We start from the raw sequence: 17,338 nt of genomic DNA on the forward strand, positions 1-17,338 counted from the left end.
CGATTCATGTCCGGGTCGCTCAGTGCCCGCACAATCCGCCCCACGCGGCGGTGCGACGGGAGATCGTGCGCCAGATGGCGGACGAAATAGCGCACACCTTCACCGGGCTCGGCCATCAGCATCGGCGCCATCGTCGCGTCGAATGCGATGTCGTCGCCGCCGGCCAGTACCGCGGTCTCCGACGCATCCGACGTGCATCCCAGAAACCGAAGCAGCGCAACGTAGTACACGCAGGACCGCGCCGGCGCGGCCAGCCCGAGTGCCTCCGACGCGGCCAGTGACAGCCAGCACGTACGCAACCCGTGCTCCATCGGTTGCCCCGTGCCCAGATCCGTCGCCAACGACAACGCAATCGTCAACTCCGCCACGCGTCCGGACCGGGCATGGTCGCTCACAACCACCACTATCCCAGCCGGAACTCCCTGGTAGTCGCGATTCGACCGTCGATCCTGCGGCGGTCCGCGGGTCGGCCCGTCTCGTGAGGCAGGTTCGGGGACATGACGCTTCTTCCTGGCGGATTCGCCTCGACCGAAGCGGGTTGCCGCGCGACGGGTCAGTCGCGCAGGAATTCGAGGACGGATTCCGTCCGGCCGAGGATCGCGTGCCCGGCCTCGGGTAGCACCTCGACGGTCGCGTGCGGGAGGCACCGGTGCACGCGGTCGGCGGTGCCCTCGGAGTCGAACAGGACGTCGCGGCCACCGACGATCACGAGCGCGGGCATGGTCAGCCGCCGCAGCGCGTCGTCGGAGAACACGGGCAACCGCTCCGTACGCGGCTTGAAGTGGGCGAACGTCAGCACCACCTCGTCGAGGACCGGACGCGTCTCGGGAGTGTCCAGGCCGGTGACGACGGCCGCCGAACGGAGTGCCCCCCGGCGCCCGAAAAGACGCAGGAACATCGCCTTGACCAGCCAGCCCATCCGCTGCCGGCCCAGGCCACCGGGGCACAGCAGGACCAGCCGCGTCACCCGTTCCGGGCGCCGGGTGGCGTAGTCCACCGCCATCCAGCCGCCGAGGGACACGCCGACGATCGCAGCGCTCGTGACCCCCAGACCTTCGCGCACGTCATCGAGCCACAGCGCGTACGCGTCGGAGGCCAGGGGCGGCCGGGACGGCGCGCTCTCCCCCGGTTCACCGACGAGGTCGACGGCGTAGGTTCGGAAATGCCGCGCCCAGGAGGCGATGTCGTCACGCCACATCGTCGCGTTCGCTCCCGAGCCGTGCAGCAGCAGCACGGGCGGCGCGTCGTCCGGACCGGAGACGAGCACGAAGGTCTCACCCTGGCGGGTGGGTACCCGCACATGCTCGGCCGGAATCGGCCAGTCCCGCAGGGCATCACGATAGCGCCGCCGGACCTCGCGGGCGCTGGCCTCGGACGTGTAGATCGTGGTCATGACTCGAGCACCCCGTCGATGTAGTCGAACAGCCGGGCGGTGTCGGCCAGCCCGCCGAGGATGACGATCTTCATCCTCGCCCTCCTCTCGTCGTACACCGTCTCGATCCGCAGCGGCTCGTCGCCCGAACGGCGGTTGCCCGCCGCGCTCGTCACGAGAGTGGTCAGGCGGTGGGCCGTCTCGGCGCCGACCGCGTCGATCTCCACGATGCTCGACACGTCGGTGTGCCGCCGGCGTCCGGCCGACTCGCGCGACGACGGCGGCATCGGGCGGCCGGTGAAGGCCTCGAGGTCCTGCTGCGCGATGCGGTACTGCTTGCCGATGCGGACCGCGGGGAGCCGCCCGGAGCGCACGTAGTTGCGGATGGTGCGCACGTGCAGACCCAGGCTTTCGGCCACCTCGTCCACCGAATAGAGACGTTCACTCACATAAATACCCTAAACTTCCCTCCCTATCCGTGCAATAGGGATATTCAAGTGCGTATGAGGAACCTCCCTCGCTCCTCGCCTCCCGGCCCTTTCTGCCCTCGTCGCACACCGGCGGGCACGGGGAGTTCACTACGGCCGGTCCGGGTAGCACCCCACCGTCAGCCCCACCGTCGCGGCGAGATAGCTGCCGAACGAGATGGAGGAACCGTCCGCGGCGAACATCCGGATCTGGAGCCCGGTCTCGACCGGCAGCGACCGGGCACCGCGGAAACCGGTGCCCGCCAACGATTCCTCGAACACCCGCGCCGCCCGCTCCAGCTGCCCCGGCGGCACCGGCCGATCGGAGAGGTGGATCGGGAGGAACACCGTGGTGCCCGCCGATCCGCCGGGCATCTCGCAGTAGGCCGTCGTGGCCGGGTCCGATTGCCGGAACTGCATCTCCGGGAAAGCGTCCGACAGGGCGGCCATCGCGTCGCGCTGGACCCGGGTGTAGTACTCGACGGCACCGGCGCGGTCCGCCGCCACCGGCTCGGGCACGGCGACGGGGACCGGCCCGCCCGCGCACCCCGCGAGCGACAGGGCCAGCACCGGCACACCGACGCGCAGAACCTTCATCGCACCACTCGATCCGGGAGGCCGCCGACGACCGCGGCGACGTTGTACAGGCTCATCGTTCCGTCGCTCAGGTACTCGCTGTGCCCGGTCGAGCCGAGCCGCGGCCGGCCGGAAGCGTCCGCCCCGGCGTCGCTCGACAGGTGGGTCACGCCGTCGAGGAAACTCGGATCGCCGTCGAACGTGCCGACGTCACCGACCGGGTCGCGGTCGGCCTCCACGAGGTACGTCGCGCCCGGCGGCACACCGAGTTCGGCGACGTCGTCGGTGCCGATTCCCGGGGCGCCGAGGAACACGGCGGCGTCCACCCCGACACCCTGCTGCAGCGCCAGGCCGGTGGCGAGCGCACCGTAGGAGTGACCGACGGCGGTGACGTGCGGGTCCCGCTCGGCGTACAGACCGTCGAGAAAGCCGGCGAGCCGCGGGGCGGCACGAACCGCCGCGAGGTCCGACACCGGGCTCAGCTCGGTGCGGGCGAGGCCCCAGCCCCATTGCGGCACCTGGTAGTTCAGCCACGTCACGGCGGCGACCGACTCGGCGGCACGGCCGGCCTCCTGCAGGTGGCGCATGGCCTCCTCCCGCAGCGCCGCCATCCGGGTGTCGTACCCGGCGAGGTTGCCCTGCACCGTGGAGCCGGCGCCGGGGGTGAACACGGTGACGTGGTCGGCGGTGTCGACGTCCCCGACCGCCACCGCGGCCATCGCTTCCCGGCCCGACAGATCGAGGCCCAGCAGCCGCCGGTCCTCGCGGGCCAGCGTCGTCTCGATGGCGTCGAGCGCGGCGATCTTGTTGCGGGTCTGGGCGAGTCCGGCGTCGGCGTTGCTCGCCAGTCCGCCGAGCGGATCGGCGTCGAGCTGGGCCTGCAATCGGGCGGCGACCTCCTCGAGCCGGCGCCGTTCCCCCGCCAGTTGCGCGCGGTTGGCCAGGTCGCGGACCGCGGCCGGCACGCCGTCGAGGTTGCCGATCAGCTCGGGTGCCAGGGTGACGACCTTCGTGCGCTCGCCGTGGTCGAGTCCGGCCCACCACGCGGCCACCTGGGCCGCCGCCGTCCCGGGCGCCGGCACCGCCGGGGTGGACGCGGGCGCAGCGCGCACGCCCCCGAAACCGAGCGGACGCGAAGGGCTTTGGTCCGGCACCCGGCCGAGGTCGGCTGCGGCCCGCCGATCCAGCGTCTCGGCCCGGTCGAGGACCGCACGGATGCGGGCCTGTGCCTCGTGCCGCTCCGGGTCGGTACCCGGTCCGCCCGCGACGGTTCCGTCGTCCCGCACGGTCAACGCCCGGTCCCGCGCCCAGCGGGTCGCGTCGTCGAGTTCCGCGCGCAGTGCCCGCAGCCGCGGCGCGCACCACGCCGCGCAGCGGCTCACCTCCCGATACGCGTCGGACCGTCGCACGATCCCGCCGGTGACGTCATCGAGCCGCTGCTCGGCGGCCGCGTGCGCGAGCCCCGACCACTGTCCGTCGAACCGTCCCGACGCGGTGATCTGCGCGCCGATCCGCTCGAGTTCCCCCGCATGCCGGTCCAGCACCGCGCCGAGACCGTCCAGCGCATCCGGGTCCCACCGCTGCAACTGCCGAAGATCCATTCGATCCACCCCCTCGGCGCAGCAGCGTAATCCGCTGCGCGCCTGCCGCGGCGGGGCGCACTGCCGCCGGCGTGAAACTGTGGAAGAACGGGCCGGTTGTGGACAACTCACGTCCGGAGACGAGGGTCCCGGTCACCGCGGCCGGGTCGCGCCTGCGGCAGCACGAGTTCCGCCCCCGGCGCGCGGGGCACCGGGGGCGGAGGGAGACGGGCGGGGGTCCCGTCGCGTCAGATGTCGGAGATCGCCTCGAGCGGCGGCGTGCGTGCGGCACGGACGCCGGGCCACAGGGCGGCGAGCACACCGACCACGCCGGAACCGACGAGCATGGCGATCACCTGCCCCCACGGGACGGCGATCTTGTCGAGGCCCTGGTCGGCCAGCGTCCGGACGAAGCCCCAGCCGAACGCCAGGCCCAGCACCAGACCGACGACCGCGCCGAACACCGCGATGAGCATCGACTCGATGTAGATCGTGCGGCGGACCTGGACCCGCTGCATGCCGACCGCGCGGAGCATGCCGATCTCCCGGCGCCGCTCCACCACCGACAGGGCGAGGGTGTTGACGATGCCCAGGACCGCGATGACCACCGCCAGCGCCAGGAGCCCGTAGAGCACGGCGAGCAGCGTGTCGATCTGGGCGGCCTGCTGGCCCTTGAACTGCTCCCGATCGAGCACCTGGACCACGACGAACTGCTTGGTGGCGTCCTCGAGCGCCGTGCGGATCGTCTCCGGATCGCTGCCGGCCGCGGTGTTCACGAACACCACGAAGTCCGAGCGCGACGCAGGCGGGGTGAACTGCTGGTAGACCTCCTCGGAGACGACCCACGAGCCGAGCAACTGGTTGTCGGCGAAGATGCCGCTCACCGTCGTGCCGACGTCCTCGCCGTCGCGGCTGGTGAGGGTGACCGCGTCGCCGACCTTCCAACCCTTCTCGCCCGCCGTGGTCTGCGACACCAGCAGGTCGGTGCCGGCGACGTCCTCCCGGCCCTCGGTGACGTCGACCTCGAGCACGTCGCCGAGGGGGCCGGACAGCGCGACGCCGAACGTGTCCTCGTCGCCGATGCGCGCCGGGACGCCGTGCATCGCGATGGTCTCCTCCACGCCCTCGGCCCGCGCCGCCGCGGCGGCGGCCCCCACGGGCACCCCGATCATCTGCGGTCCGGTGAGCATGAAGTCGGACTTGACGCCGGTGTCGACGAGCGAGTTGACGCTCTCCTTGGCGGACGCGCCGAACACCCCGATCACCGACACCAGCATCAGACCCAGCGTGAGCGCGAAGGCGGTGGCGGCGGTACGGCGGGGGTTGCGCACCGCGTTGGTGCGGGCGAGCCGGCCCACGGCCCCGAACGGGCGGGCGAAGACCGCGCCGAGCCCCGCGACGAAGGGCCGCGACAGCGCGGGCGCCGCGAGCAGGACCGCGATGATCAGGGCGAAGGCCCCGACGCCGACGGTGGAGGCCGCGCCACCGCCGGTGCCCTGGGCGCCGACGACGACGGTGACGGCACCGGCCACGGCGGCGACGGCTCCGATGACGGTCCGCAGCCGCAGCGACTCGACGGTCGCGGTGGACTCCTCCCGCATGGCCGCGACCGGCGGGACCTTGCTCGCGCGGCGGGCCGGCGCGTAGGCGCTGACCACGGTGACGACGACGCCGATGAGCAGGGCCACGAGCACGGTCCGCGGCGCGAGCTGCAGCGGGCCCGAGGGCAGGCCGACGTCGAACGCGTTGAGCGCGGAGCGCAGCCCGTAGGCCAGGGCCACGCCGCCGGCGATGCCGAGGGCACTGCCCACGATCCCGACGACCAGTGCCTCGAGGTTCACCGACCGGCCCACCTGGCTGCGGCTCGCCCCGATCGCCCGCAGCAACGCGAGCTCCCGCAGTCGCTGCGCCACGATCATCGAGAAGGTGTTGTAGATGATGAAGGTGCCCACCAGCAGCGCGATCGCGCCGAACGCGAGCAGGAAGTAGTTCAGGAAGCTCAGCGCCTCCTCGATCTCGGTCTTGATCTCCTCGCTGACCTCGGCGCCCGTCTGGACCTTCTGGCCGGGCACGGCGGCGGCGATGCGGTCCCGCAGCTCGTCCGCGGGCACACCGTCGCCGGCGACGTCGATGTACTGCACGTGCGTGCCGTCGGTGAACAGGGTGCGGGCCTGGTTCTCGGTGAACATCGCCCCGACGTAGCCGCCGGTGTCGGTCTCGACGTCGTAGATGCCGCTGACCGTGACCGGGACGATCCCGGCCGAGGCGGCGAGGATCTTCGTCGGGTCCCCGACGGACAGTCCGGCACGCTCGGCGGCGCTCGAGTTGAGCGCGATCTCGCCGTCGACGGCGGGCGGTTGTCCGGCGACGAACTCGTTGGGGTCGCCGAGCTGCTGGTCGGGGGGCAGGTAGGCGGTGCCCTCGCTGGGGGCGCCGCCGGTCTGGATGGCCGCGCCCTCGGAGTCGAGGACGATGACCGGCCCACCGAACGCCGGCACCACGGTCCGCACGCCGGGGACCGCGGCGACGACGGCGACGTCGGAGTCGGGGACGCCGCTCGCGCCCTGCTGTTCGCTGCTGACGCGGACGTCGACGCCCTTGGCGGCGTCGGCGAAGATGCTGTCGAATGTGCGCTGCAGGGTGTCGGTGAAGACGAAGGAGCCGGTGACGAACGCGGTGCCGAGCACCACGGACAGGACGGTCAGCAGCAGCCGCACCTTGTGGGCGGCGAGATTGCGCAGGGCAACCCTGCGGATGGGATTCGCGCTCATGATCGGCTCGCCCTACTTCGCCGTGGGAACGGCGACGGCGTCGAACTGCTTCATCCGGTCGAGGACCGAGTCGGCGGTCGGGTCGCGCATCTCGTCGACGATGCGCCCGTCCGCGAGGAACACCACCCGATCCGCGTAGCTGGCCGCACGCGGATCGTGGGTGACGATCACGACCGTCTGCCCGAACTCGTCGACCGCGGCCCGCAGGATCGACATCACCTCGCCCGAGGAACGGGAATCGAGGTTGCCGGTGGGCTCGTCGCCGAAGATGATCTCGGGCCGGCCGGCGAGCGCGCGGGCGCACGCCACGCGCTGCTGCTGACCGCCGGACAACTCCCCGGGCCGGTGGTCGAGCCGGTCGCCGAGTCCCAGGCGGTTCACGACGGTGTCCAGCCATTCGCGGTCGACCTTGCGGCCGGCGATGTCGACGGGCAGCGTGATGTTCTCGAGTGCAGTGAGCGTGGGCACCAGGTTGAACGCCTGGAAGACGAAGCCGATGCGGTCGCGCCGCAGCTGCGTCATCTGTTTGTCCGACAGGTCGGTCAGGTCCGTGTCGCCGAGGACCACCGAACCGGACGTGGCGGTGTCGAGGCCGGCGAGGCAGTGCATCAGCGTCGACTTCCCCGAACCCGAGGGACCCATGATGGCGGTGAACTCCCCCGCCGCGAACTCCGCGTTCACCCCGTCGAGGGCGTGGACGGCGGTCTCACCGGTTCCGTAGATCTTTCTCAGGTCGATTGCGCGCGCGGCAGTGGCGGTGTGGGCTGGCATGCCCACCATCTTCCTGACTTTTCCGACAGGGCACCATCGGGGACGTCCCGGATTCCGCGCCGGACGGTTCTCAGGGTGCGCCCGGTGACGTCCCGGTGAGGTTCTCCTGCGTCGCCGCCGGGCGCTACCGTCGAGACCATGCGGATAGGAGCACACGTCCGGCAGGACGACGATCCGATCGGCTGCGGCGAACGCGTCGGCGCAGACCTGGTGCAACTGTTCCTCGGCGATCCCCAGCAGTGGACGAAGCCGGGCCCGCACCCCCGGGAGGAACAGATCCGCGATTCCGACGTCGCGGTGGTGGTGCACTCCCCCTACGTGATCAACGTGGCCAGCACGAACAACCGGCTGCGGATGCCGTCGCGCAAGGCCGTGGCCGAGCACGCCGAGGCGGCCGCCCGGATCGGCGCCTTCGGCCTGGTGGTGCACGGCGGCCACGTCCGGTCCGGCGAGGAGGTCGCCGCGGGCGTGGAGAACTGGCGCAAGCTGTTCGAGCGACAGGAGGACAAGGGCGGGTTCGCGGTGCCCGTCCTGATCGAGAACACCGCCGGGGGCGAGTTCGCGATGGCCCGGCACGTGGATGCGATCGCGCGGTTGTGGGATGCCGTCGGCGACTACGACGTGGGCTTATGCCTCGACACCTGCCACGCGTGGGCGGGCGGCGAGGACCTCGTCGACGTCGTCGAGCGGGTACGGGCCGCGACCGGCCGGATCGATCTGGTGCACCTGAACAATTCCCGCGACGGCTTCGGCTCCGGCCGGGACCGGCACGCCAACATCGCCGCCGGCACGATCGACCCCGGCCTGCTGGTGGCGGTGTGCCGGGCCGCGGACGCGCCGATCGTCCTCGAGACCCCGGCGGAGGGGATCGCCGAGGATGTCGCCTACCTGCGCGAACTGCTCGGGTGAGGCACGCCTCCCGGAGACCGGGCCGTCACAGCCGTAACATCTTGCTCATGAAGCACGCCCGGATCGCCTTCGCCGTCACCGCCGCCGCGCTGGTACTTGCGGGCTGCTCGGACGCCGACAGCCCGGCACCGTCCGCGTCGGCGAGCACCGCCACCTCCACGATCTCGTCGGGGTCGGGGTCCGCCGACTCGTCGCCGACCCCCGAGCCCGCGCCGACCGACGCATCGGACAAGACGTCGCCCGCCTCGGCCGGCGCGAAGCTGACCGTCACCGACATCCGCACCGGCCGGCACGAGAACTTCGACCGGGTCGTGTACGAGATGGGCGGCACCGGCACCCCGGGGTGGCGCGTCGGATACGTCGACCGGGCGGTGCAGGACGGCAGCGGCAACGACGTGGCCGTCGCCGGCGGCGCGATCCTGCAGGTGCTCATCGACGGGTCCGCGTATCCGTTCGACAGCGGGGTCGAACCGTACTCCGGCCCCAACCCGGTGCTCGCGCAGCCGGGCGGCTCGGTCGTCGAGGTCAACGGCTCCGGCGTCTTCGAGGGCGTGACCCAGTCGTTCGTCGGCGTCGCGGAGCCGAACACGCCGTTCGCCGTGTACGCGCTGACGAACCCGACGCGGCTGGTCGTCGACGTCGCTCGCTGATCGGGCGGCTCAGGCCCGGCCGGGCGGGAAACCGCCCGTCGCGACCGGACCCCAGTCCTCGACGGTGATGCGGATCAGCGACTTGCCCTGCGTGCGCATCGCCTCCCGGTACTCGTCCCAGTCGGGGTGCTCCCCGGCGACGGCGCGGAAGTACTCGACGAGGGGCTCGACCGAGTCCGGCAGGTCGATCACCTCGGCGGTGCCGTCGACCTGGACGTAGGGCCCGTTCCAGTCGTCGGAGTGGATCAGGATCGACACGGCCGGGCGGCGGCGGATGTTGACGACCTTGGCGCGTTCCGGGTAGGTCGCGATCACGATGCGGCCGGCGTCGTCCAGCCCGCACGTGACCGGGGACATCTGCAGCCGGCCGTCGGACCGGGTGGTGACCAGGGTGCCGCGGTGGCGCGGGCGGACGAATTCGAGCAGCCGGTCGCGGTCCACGCGGTCCGCCGTTGCGATCTTCGGTGCCATGCTCCGACCCTACGTGCGCGGCCGTGACGACGGGCCCTGTCGGAGGTCACGTGCAGAATCCGGTGGCGGGTTCTACACGAACGGGCAGACTCGGTGCCGGCCTCGCGAGCCCGCAGCAGTCCGCGCACCTACGCTTGACCTCGAGTCCACTCGAGGTTCTACGGTCGGGCGACCGACTTCAGGAGGCTCCCGCATGAGCATGGAAGTGACCGCGTGGAACGCGATGTACAACGCGATGCACGCGCAGAGCGACCGGCGTCCGTTCTCGCGCGCCAGCCTGCGCCGGATCGCCGAGTTCGCCCGCCCCCACCGCCGCAACATCGGCATGTACCTGCTGCTGAGCGTGGTGATCGCCGCACTCGGCGTGGCCACCCCGGTCCTCGCCGGCCGGGTGATCGACGCCATCGTCGACCGCGCCGACCTCTCGGTGATCACGTGGCTGGCGGTGCTGATCGCCGCCATCGCCGTCGTCGAGGCCGGGCTCGGCATCCTGAACCGCTGGCTGTCCGCGAGCATCGGCGAGGACCTCATCCTCGACCTGCGCACCACCGTGTTCGACCACGTGCAGCGCATGCCCATCGCGTTCTTCACCCGCACCCGCACCGGCGCCCTTGTCAGCCGGCTCAACAGCGACGTCATCGGCGCCCAACGGGCGTTCAGTGACACCCTGTCCGGCGTGGTCGGCAACCTCGTCACCCTCGCGATCACGCTCGTGGTGATGATCGGGATCTCCTGGCAGATCACGTTGCTCGCGCTGTTACTGCTGCCGATCTTCGTGGTGCCCGCCCGGCACATGGGCGTGCGGCTGGCGCGCCTGAATCGTGAAGCGGCCAACCACAATTCGGTGATGAGCACCCAGATGACGGAGCGATTCTCCGCGCCCGGCGCGACGCTGGTGAAGCTGTTCGGCCGGCCGTCGCAGGAGTCGTCGGAGTTCGCCGTCCGCGCCCGCCGGGTGCGCGACATCGGGGTGAAGACGGCGATGCTGCAGTCGGTGTTCGTCACAGCCCTGACCCTCGTGTCCGCCCTCGCGCTGGCCCTCGTCTACGGCCTCGGCGGCTTCTACGCGCTGCGCGGCCAGCTCGAGCCGGGTGCCGTCGTGGCGATGGCGATGCTGCTGACGCGCCTGTACTCGCCGCTGACGGCACTCGCGAGCGCCCGCGTCGACGTGATGAGCGCGATGGTGAGCTTCGAGCGGGTCTTCGAGGTGCTCGACCTGCGGCCGCTGATCGAGGAGGCCCCCGACGCCCGCCCCGTCCCCGACGGCCCGGTCGCCGTCGAGTTCCGGCACGTGGATTTCGCATACCCCGCCGCCGACAAGGTCTCGCTGGCGTCGCTGGAGGAGGTGGCCACGCTCGACACCCGCGGCGGCGCACCGGTCCTGCACGACGTGAGCTTCCGGGCCGAGCCCGGGCAGATGGTGGCCCTGGTGGGCTCCTCCGGCGCCGGCAAGTCCACGATCGCGCAACTGGTGCCGCGGCTCTACGACACCGACTCCGGATCCGTGCTGCTCGGCGGGGTCGACGTGCGCCGGCTCACCACCGCGTCGATCCGCGGGACCGTCGGCATGGTCACCCAGGACGGGCACCTGTTCCACGAGAGCGTGCGGGCGAATCTGCTCCTGGCCCGCCCGGAGGCAACCGAGGACGAGCTGTGGGAGGTGCTGGGCCGGGCCCGGCTCACCGACCTGATCCGCTCCCTGCCCGACGGCCTGGACACCGTCGTCGGCGAGCGCGGGTACCGGCTCTCCGGCGGTGAGCGCCAGCGGCTGACCATTGCGCGGCTGCTGCTCGCCCACCCGCGGGTGGTCATCCTCGACGAGGCCACCGCGCACCTGGACTCGACGTCGGAGGCTGCCGTGCAGGAGGCGCTCACGGAGGCGCTGGCCGGACGGACCTCCGTGGTGATCGCACACAGGTTGTCCACGGTCCGCGCGGCGGATCTGATTCTCGTGGTCGAGGCCGGACGCATCGTCGAGCGCGGCACCCATTCCGAGCTGCTCGCCGCCGGCGGGCGTTACGGCGAGTTGTACCGCACCCAGTTCGCCGATTCAGGACCGCGGGTGTCCGCAATGGCTCCCACACTGGGCGCATGACGACGAACGAGACCGATCTGCTGCTCCTGCTTCTCGACAATCAGCGCGCCGCGTTCCGCAACGCACTGTCCGGCCTGACCGAGGACCAGGCGCGCAGCGTGCCCAGCGCCTCCGCGATGAGCCTGGCGTCGCTGTTGAACCATGTGATCGACGGCGAGGTCGCCGCCGCCGACCGCATCGCCGGGACGCAGAGCCGCGAGCCGGACCCGGTGGCGGCGTGGACGGCCGGGTGGGCGCTGCGCGACGACGAGACCGTCGCGGATCAGCTCGCCCGGCTCGACACAGTCGCGGCCCGCTTCGCCGACGTGCTGCGGGCGGACCCGGACCTGGGCCGGGTGGTGGAACTGCCGGCGGACATCGCCCGATGGCTGGACCAGGGCGTGCCGCTCTCCGTGCGGTTCCTGGTCCTGCATCAGATCGAGGAATGGGCCCGGCACGCCGGCCACGCCGACATCATCCGCGAATCCGTCGACGGCGCCACCGCCGACGTCCTGGCCGGCAGGGTCCGGTAGCCGGCGCCGGCGAACCCGGACGACGCCCCGCCGGCGCGATAGGCTCGCCGTAGGCACCACTGCCGGGGCGCCCCGGCGCCGTCGCCGCGAGATCCTGGAGGCCGTCGCGTGACCGGACAACAGACCAGCACGGGAGCTGCGGGCGCTGCCCAGCACCCGATGTTCGAGAAGGTGGCGCGGGTCGGACAGGCCGCGAGCGGGGTCGTGCACCTGCTGATCGCCTACATCGTCGTCCAGGTCGCGTTCGGCGATCCGGCCAGTGCCGATCAGTCCGGTGCCCTCGGCGAGCTCGCCGCCCAGCCCGGCGGCCGGATCGTCCTGTGGATCCTGGCCGTGACGCTCACGGCGCTGGCACTGTGGCGTCTGGTCGAGGCCGCAGTGGGCAAACGTTCGGACGTCGAGAAACCGTCCGCCCTGGACCGGGTCAAGACCGTCGGCGTCGCCGTGGCGTACCTGGCGCTGGCACTGGCCGCGTTCCAGTTCGCGCGGGGCACCGGCAAGTCGAGCGGTGAACAGAACGCCGGACTCAGTGCCCGCTTGATGCAGTCCGGAGGCGGCAAGGTCCTGCTCGTCGCGGCCGGGCTGGTGATCATCGGAATCGGCGCCTACCACGTCTACAAGGGCGCGGCGAAGAAGTTCCTCGACGACCTGCACCGGGCGCGGTTGCCCCGGTACGCCGAGCCGCTCGGCGCCGTCGGGTACGTCGCGAAGGGCCTGGCGATCGCCGGCGCCGGCGTCCTGGTCCTCGTCGCGACGTTCACCGCCGATCCGTCCAAGGCGACGGGACTGGACGGTGCCCTCAAGACGCTGGGCACCGCCCCGTTCGGTCAGATCCTGCTCGTCGCGGCCGGCCTCGGTATCGCCGCGTACGGCGCGTACTGCTTCGTCCTCGCGCGGTACGGGAAGATGTGAGCCCCGCCGCTGTGCTCAGTCGCGCCCGCGGTGGCCGCCGCTGTGCTCAGTCGCGCCCGCGGTAGCCGCCGCTGTGGCCGCCCGAGCCGTGTCCACCGGACTGCCCGCGCTCGCCGGAGCGTTCACGGAATCCGCGGTTCGGCTTGTCGCCGAACCGGTCGCCGCGCCCACCGAAGTCCTTGTTGCGGCCGCCGCGATCGCCCCAGTCCTTCTTGCCGCCGTACTCCTTGCGCTCACCCTGACGGCGTTCGCCGCGGTCGTCGCGCTGACGGTAGGTCGACGGCCGACCCGCCGGTGCGCCGCTGTCGGGCTGCAGCTGGATGAGCACCCCGGAGATGCGGGTGCCGCGCAACGCCTCGAGCGTCTCCGGCGACAGGTCCTTCGGCAGCTCGACGAGGCTGTGGTCCGGGCGGATGCTGATGTGCCCGAAGTCGCTGCGGCGCAGGCCGCCCTCGTTGGCGATGGCGCCGACGATCGCGCCGGGCACCACCCGGTGCCGCTTACCCACGGCGATGCGGTAGGTCGCCATTTCCTGCCCGTCGCGCCCGACGCGTGACGCACCGTCGTCGTCGAACCGGCGCGGCGGCCGCTCCCGAGGCTCGCGTTCCCGCCGCGGCGGCGCCACGGGCTCGGGTTCGGCCTCCATGAGGAACGACTCCCCGTCGCGGGAGAGCACGGCCAGCGCCGCCGCGATGTCGGCGAGGGGCACGTCGTGCTCGCGCTCGTAGTCCTCGACGAACGTGCGGAACAGCGACAGGTGATCCGACGTGAGCGCCTCGGTGATCGAATCGTTGAACTTCTCGACGCGCTGGGCGTTGACATCCTCCACCGACGGCAGCTGGATCTCGGTGAGCGGCTGCCGGGTGGCCCGCTCGATCGCCTTGAGCAGGTGCCGCTCGCGGGGGGCGACGAACAGCAGGGCGTCACCGCTGCGCCCGGCGCGGCCGGTGCGGCCGATGCGGTGCACGTAGGACTCGGTGTCGTGCGGGATGTCGTAGTTCACGACGTGGCTGATGCGGTCGACGTCCAGACCGCGGGCCGCCACGTCCGTCGCGACGAGGATGTCCAGCGCACCGCTCTTGAGCTGGCCGATGGTGCGTTCGCGCTGGGCCTGCACGATGTCACCGTTGATCGCGGCGGCCGAGAAACCGCGGGCTCGCAGCCGCTCCGCGAGGTCCTCGGTGGCCTGCTTCGTACGGACGAAGAGGATCATCGCCTCGAACTGCTCGACCTCGAGGATCCGGGTCAGGGCGTCGAGCTTGCGCTGGTGCGACACGAGCACCCAGCGCTGGGTGATGTTCGCCGACGTCGTCGTCTTCGACTTGACCGTGATCTCGACCGGGTCGTGCAGGTACTGCTTGGACAGCCGGCGGATCGCGCCCGGCATGGTCGCCGAGAACAGCGCGACCTGCTTGGTCTCCGGGGTGTCGGCGAGGATCCGTTCGACGTCCTCCTGGAAGCCCATGGTGAGCATCTCGTCGGCCTCGTCGAGCACGAGGAACTCGAGCTCGGAGATGTCGAGGGTGCCCTTGGCGAGGTGATCGATCACACGTCCGGGGGTGCCCACGATGACGTGCGCGCCACGGCGCAGCCCGGACAGCTGCACGCCGTAGCTCTGGCCACCGTAGATGGGCAGCACGTGCAGACCCGGGATGTGCGCCGAGTACTTACCGAAAGCCTCCGCGACCTGCAGGGCGAGCTCACGGGTGGGAGCCAGGACCAGTGCCTGGGGCCGCTTCACCGCGGTGTCGATCCGCGACAGGATCGGCACCGCGAACGCGGCGGTCTTGCCGGTGCCGGTCTGCGCGAGACCGACGACGTCGCGCCCCTCCAGCAGCGGCGGGATGGTGGCCGCCTGGATCGGCGACGGGGTCTCGTAGCCCACATCCGAAAGCGCTTGCAGCACACGGGCGTCGATGTCCAGATCGGCGAACGTGGGGGTAGCGGTGTCGGCTTCGGGGTCTTGCACAGTATCACTCATTTGACCTGCAGTTTATCGGATGGACGGCCATGACCCTTCCACAGCGCCGGACAAGGGTCCCCGACCACCCTATCCGGACGCCGCATCCGGTGCCGTCGCCGCCACGTGGCGGGCCCACAGCCGCAGCGCCGGCCGCACCGGCGGGTACTCGAGCCCGTGCCGGCGCGCGAGGGCGGTGGCGGGCGCCGTCGGATAGGTGTCGGCGCTGAGAAAACTCAGGGTCTCCTTCTCCGCCCCGGTCAGGCGGGCCGGCAGAGCCCACAGCGCCGCGACGGGTATCCGCAGGCGCGGCGCGGCCACCCCGAGTTCGTCGGCGACCAGCGCGACCAGCTCGGGCAGCGGCGGCGTGGCGTCGTCGAGGACCCAGTAGGCCCGCCCCGCCGTCTCCGGGTCCCGCGGCATCAGCGCCAGGAAGCGCGCGAGGTGGTCGATGGTGACGACGGGCAGCACGGTGCGCCGCGAGCCGGGCACGGCGCGCAGCTGCCCGCGGGCGAGCTGCACGACCAGCTCCGCGAGACCCAGGTACTGATCGGCCTCCCCGGTCCGGGAGTCGCCGATCACCGTTCCGGGGTTGACCACCGTAAGGGGGACCCCGAGCTCCGCGGCGAGTGCACGCACCACCGCGTCGGCCTCGATCTTCGACGCCTCGTACGCGCCGAACCTCCGGTAGATCCGGCGCCGGTACCGGGGCGGCCACGGCGCCGGCACGGCCGGGTACGCCGCGACGCGGTATCCGCTGACGTGCACCAGCCGGCGCGCGCCGGCAGCGGCCGCGAATCGGGTGATCTTCTCGGCCAGAACCACATTCACCTCACGCGCCGCCCGGGCCGTCATCCCGAAGGCGAACGCGGCGGCGAGGTTGTAGACGTCGCGCACGTCCGCCGCCACGGGATCCAGGACGAGCTCGACGGAGCCCGGATCGAACACCTGGACCGAGAGCCGGTCCAGCGGCACCCCGCCGGACACGAGCCGGTCGCGCAGCCGCGCCCCCGACTCCGCGGTCCGCACCGCCGCGACGACGAGGTCGTCGCCGTCCGGGTCGGTGAGCAGTTCCCGCAGCAGGCCGCGGCCGATGAACCCCGTCGCGCCGAAGACCACCGCGGCGCTCATCGCGCGGCTCCGAGGAGGTCGAGCGCGACGGCACGGGCGTCCACCAGAGGGGACACGTCGTGCCGGGCACGGGCGACGGTGGTCGCGCCCTCGACGAGGCTGACGATCACCCCGGCGAGCCGGGCGGCATCGGGCATCCCGTCGCGGGCGAGCCCCCGCTCGAGGACCACCCGCCACGACTCGTAGACGCGGGCGCAGCTCTGCTGCAGAACGGGGTTGTCGGTGGCGGCGTCGACGGCGACGGAGGCGACGGCGCAGCCGGCCGCGAACCCGGATCGCCCGAGCCGGGCGGCGAGGTCGTCGAACACCGCGGCGACGATCTCGGCGGCGGTCCGCCCCTCGGCCAGCAGCGCCTCGAGCAGGCCGGTGAACTCCGCACCCACCCGGTCCAGCGCCGCCACGACGAGCTCGTCCTTGCCGCCGGGGAAATGGAAGTACACCGAGCCCCGGGGCGCACCGGAGGCGTCGGTGATGCGGGCGAGGCCGGTGCCGTGGTAGCCGCGGGTCTGGATCAGCTCCAGCGTGGTGTCGATCATGCGCGCCTTCGTGCGTGCTCCCTTGGTGGTCACGGCAAAATAATAGACCGGTCTACATATTTCTGTCGACACCGCGAGCCCTCCGCCGGACGGGCCACGTGCGACGGGGGCACACTGAACCGGTTCCACTCTCGACAGACGAAAGGACCTTCCGGTGCCGGAGCTCGTCAGCATTCCCACCCACTGGTACAACATCGCGGGAGATCTGCCCGACGCCCCGCCGCCGCACCTGCATCCCGGCACCAGGGAACCGGTCACGGCCGCCGACCTCGAACCGCTGTTCGCCGCCGGCCTGATCGAGCAGGAGCTGTCCACCGAGACCGACATCGCGATCCCCGAACCCGTCCGGGAGGCGTACGCGACCTACCGCACCACGCCGCTGCTGCGGGCTCGGTCCTTCGAGCGCGCACTCGGCACCCCCGCCCGCATCTACGTCAAGTACGAGGGCGTGAGCCCGGTGGGCAGCCACAAGACGAATTCGGCTCTGGCGCAGGCGTATTACAACTCCCTCGACGGCGTGAAGAAGCTGACGACCGAGACCGGCGCCGGCCAGTGGGGCAGCGCGCTGTCGTTCGCATGCGCCAAGTTCGGCATCGATCTCGAGGTGTGGCAGGTGCGCGCCTCG

16 protein-coding genes and 1 pseudogene are annotated in these 17,338 nt (G+C 71.8%); 6 read left to right on the forward strand and 11 right to left on the reverse strand.

Annotated elements, in window-relative coordinates; genetic code table 11:
• From CQZ88_RS29845 to CQZ88_RS08915, 7 genes and pseudogenes are all read right to left on the reverse strand, one after another.
• A pseudogene (locus CQZ88_RS29845) lies at window positions 1-395 on the reverse strand (hypothetical protein); the annotation flags it as partial.
• A 158-nt stretch (window positions 396-553) separates the two neighbouring features.
• Window positions 554-1,393 (reverse strand): alpha/beta fold hydrolase, encoded by an 840-nt coding sequence (locus tag CQZ88_RS08890; protein WP_102799618.1) that lies wholly within the window; start codon window positions 1,391-1,393, stop codon window positions 554-556.
• Window positions 1,390-1,821, reverse strand: a complete 432-nt coding sequence (locus CQZ88_RS08895) for a helix-turn-helix domain-containing protein (RefSeq protein ID WP_006938641.1) — start codon at window positions 1,819-1,821, stop codon at window positions 1,390-1,392. Before CQZ88_RS08895 ends, CQZ88_RS08890 begins: the two co-directional genes overlap by 4 nt.
• 129 nt (window positions 1,822-1,950) lie before the next feature.
• A complete protein-coding gene (locus tag CQZ88_RS08900; RefSeq protein ID WP_180986983.1) occupies window positions 1,951-2,436 on the reverse strand; it encodes an LppA family lipoprotein in 486 nt (161 codons plus the stop codon).
• Window positions 2,433-4,016, reverse strand: coding sequence for an alpha/beta hydrolase (locus CQZ88_RS08905; RefSeq protein WP_065922807.1), 1,584 nt, complete (start codon window positions 4,014-4,016; stop codon window positions 2,433-2,435). Before CQZ88_RS08905 ends, CQZ88_RS08900 begins: the two co-directional genes overlap by 4 nt.
• Window positions 4,017-4,243: 227 nt before the next feature.
• The gene (locus CQZ88_RS08910; protein ID WP_006938647.1) at window positions 4,244-6,766 is read right to left on the reverse strand and encodes an ABC transporter permease; all 2,523 of its coding nucleotides are present in this window, start codon (window positions 6,764-6,766) and stop codon (window positions 4,244-4,246) included.
• Between the two features lie 12 nt (window positions 6,767-6,778).
• The gene (locus CQZ88_RS08915) at window positions 6,779-7,537 is read right to left on the reverse strand and encodes an ABC transporter ATP-binding protein (protein WP_029542537.1); all 759 of its coding nucleotides are present in this window, start codon (window positions 7,535-7,537) and stop codon (window positions 6,779-6,781) included.
• A 138-nt stretch (window positions 7,538-7,675) separates the two neighbouring features.
• Here CQZ88_RS08915 and CQZ88_RS08920 point away from each other — a divergent pair, with 138 nt between their 5' ends.
• Both CQZ88_RS08920 and CQZ88_RS08925 read left to right on the forward strand, forming a co-directional pair.
• Window positions 7,676-8,446, forward strand: coding sequence for a deoxyribonuclease IV (locus CQZ88_RS08920; protein ID WP_065922808.1), 771 nt, complete (start codon window positions 7,676-7,678; stop codon window positions 8,444-8,446).
• Window positions 8,447-8,493: 47 nt separating this feature from the next.
• Entirely contained in the window at window positions 8,494-9,096 is a 603-nt protein-coding gene (locus CQZ88_RS08925; protein ID WP_006938664.1) for a hypothetical protein, read from the forward strand.
• Between the two features lie 9 nt (window positions 9,097-9,105).
• Here the strand turns inward: CQZ88_RS08925 and CQZ88_RS08930 are convergent, their stop codons facing one another.
• Window positions 9,106-9,567, reverse strand: coding sequence for a PPOX class F420-dependent oxidoreductase (locus tag CQZ88_RS08930; RefSeq protein ID WP_006938665.1), 462 nt, complete (start codon window positions 9,565-9,567; stop codon window positions 9,106-9,108).
• A gap of 193 nt (window positions 9,568-9,760) precedes the next feature.
• On the opposite strand from CQZ88_RS08930, the gene CQZ88_RS08935 reads away from it, so the two are divergent.
• The 3 genes from CQZ88_RS08935 to CQZ88_RS08945 all read left to right on the forward strand — a co-directional run bounded on the left by CQZ88_RS08935 (window position 9,761) and on the right by CQZ88_RS08945 (window position 13,086).
• Window positions 9,761-11,662: an ABC transporter ATP-binding protein gene (locus tag CQZ88_RS08935; protein WP_006938666.1), complete on the forward strand. Its 1,902-nt coding sequence runs from the start codon at window positions 9,761-9,763 to the stop codon at window positions 11,660-11,662.
• Window positions 11,659-12,174, forward strand: a complete 516-nt coding sequence (locus tag CQZ88_RS08940) for a DUF664 domain-containing protein (RefSeq protein ID WP_102799619.1) — start codon at window positions 11,659-11,661, stop codon at window positions 12,172-12,174. The genes CQZ88_RS08935 and CQZ88_RS08940 overlap by 4 nt, the downstream gene beginning before the upstream one ends.
• 108 nt (window positions 12,175-12,282) lie before the next feature.
• Window positions 12,283-13,086, forward strand: coding sequence for a DUF1206 domain-containing protein (locus CQZ88_RS08945; RefSeq protein WP_006938668.1), 804 nt, complete (start codon window positions 12,283-12,285; stop codon window positions 13,084-13,086).
• Window positions 13,087-13,132: 46 nt separating this feature from the next.
• Here CQZ88_RS08945 and CQZ88_RS08950 read toward each other — a convergent pair whose 3' ends face one another.
• From CQZ88_RS08950 to CQZ88_RS08960, 3 genes are all read right to left on the reverse strand, one after another.
• Entirely contained in the window at window positions 13,133-15,067 is a 1,935-nt protein-coding gene (locus CQZ88_RS08950) for a DEAD/DEAH box helicase (RefSeq protein ID WP_081636982.1), read from the reverse strand.
• Between the two features lie 69 nt (window positions 15,068-15,136).
• A complete protein-coding gene (locus CQZ88_RS08955) occupies window positions 15,137-16,177 on the reverse strand; it encodes an SDR family oxidoreductase (protein WP_102799620.1) in 1,041 nt (346 codons plus the stop codon).
• On the reverse strand, window positions 16,174-16,746 hold the full coding sequence (locus CQZ88_RS08960) for a TetR/AcrR family transcriptional regulator (protein WP_102799621.1): 573 nt from the start codon (window positions 16,744-16,746) through the stop codon (window positions 16,174-16,176). Before CQZ88_RS08960 ends, CQZ88_RS08955 begins: the two co-directional genes overlap by 4 nt.
• Window positions 16,747-16,867: 121 nt before the next feature.
• Between CQZ88_RS08960 and CQZ88_RS30710 the strand changes: the two genes are divergently transcribed.
• The coding region (locus CQZ88_RS30710) for a pyridoxal-phosphate dependent enzyme (RefSeq protein WP_258008521.1) at window positions 16,868-17,338 on the forward strand (471 nt) is incomplete at its 3' end.

The sequence above is a fragment of the Rhodococcus sp. ENV425 genome, assembly GCF_002887785.1.
GTDB lineage: Bacteria > Actinomycetota > Actinomycetes > Mycobacteriales > Mycobacteriaceae > Rhodococcus > Rhodococcus aetherivorans.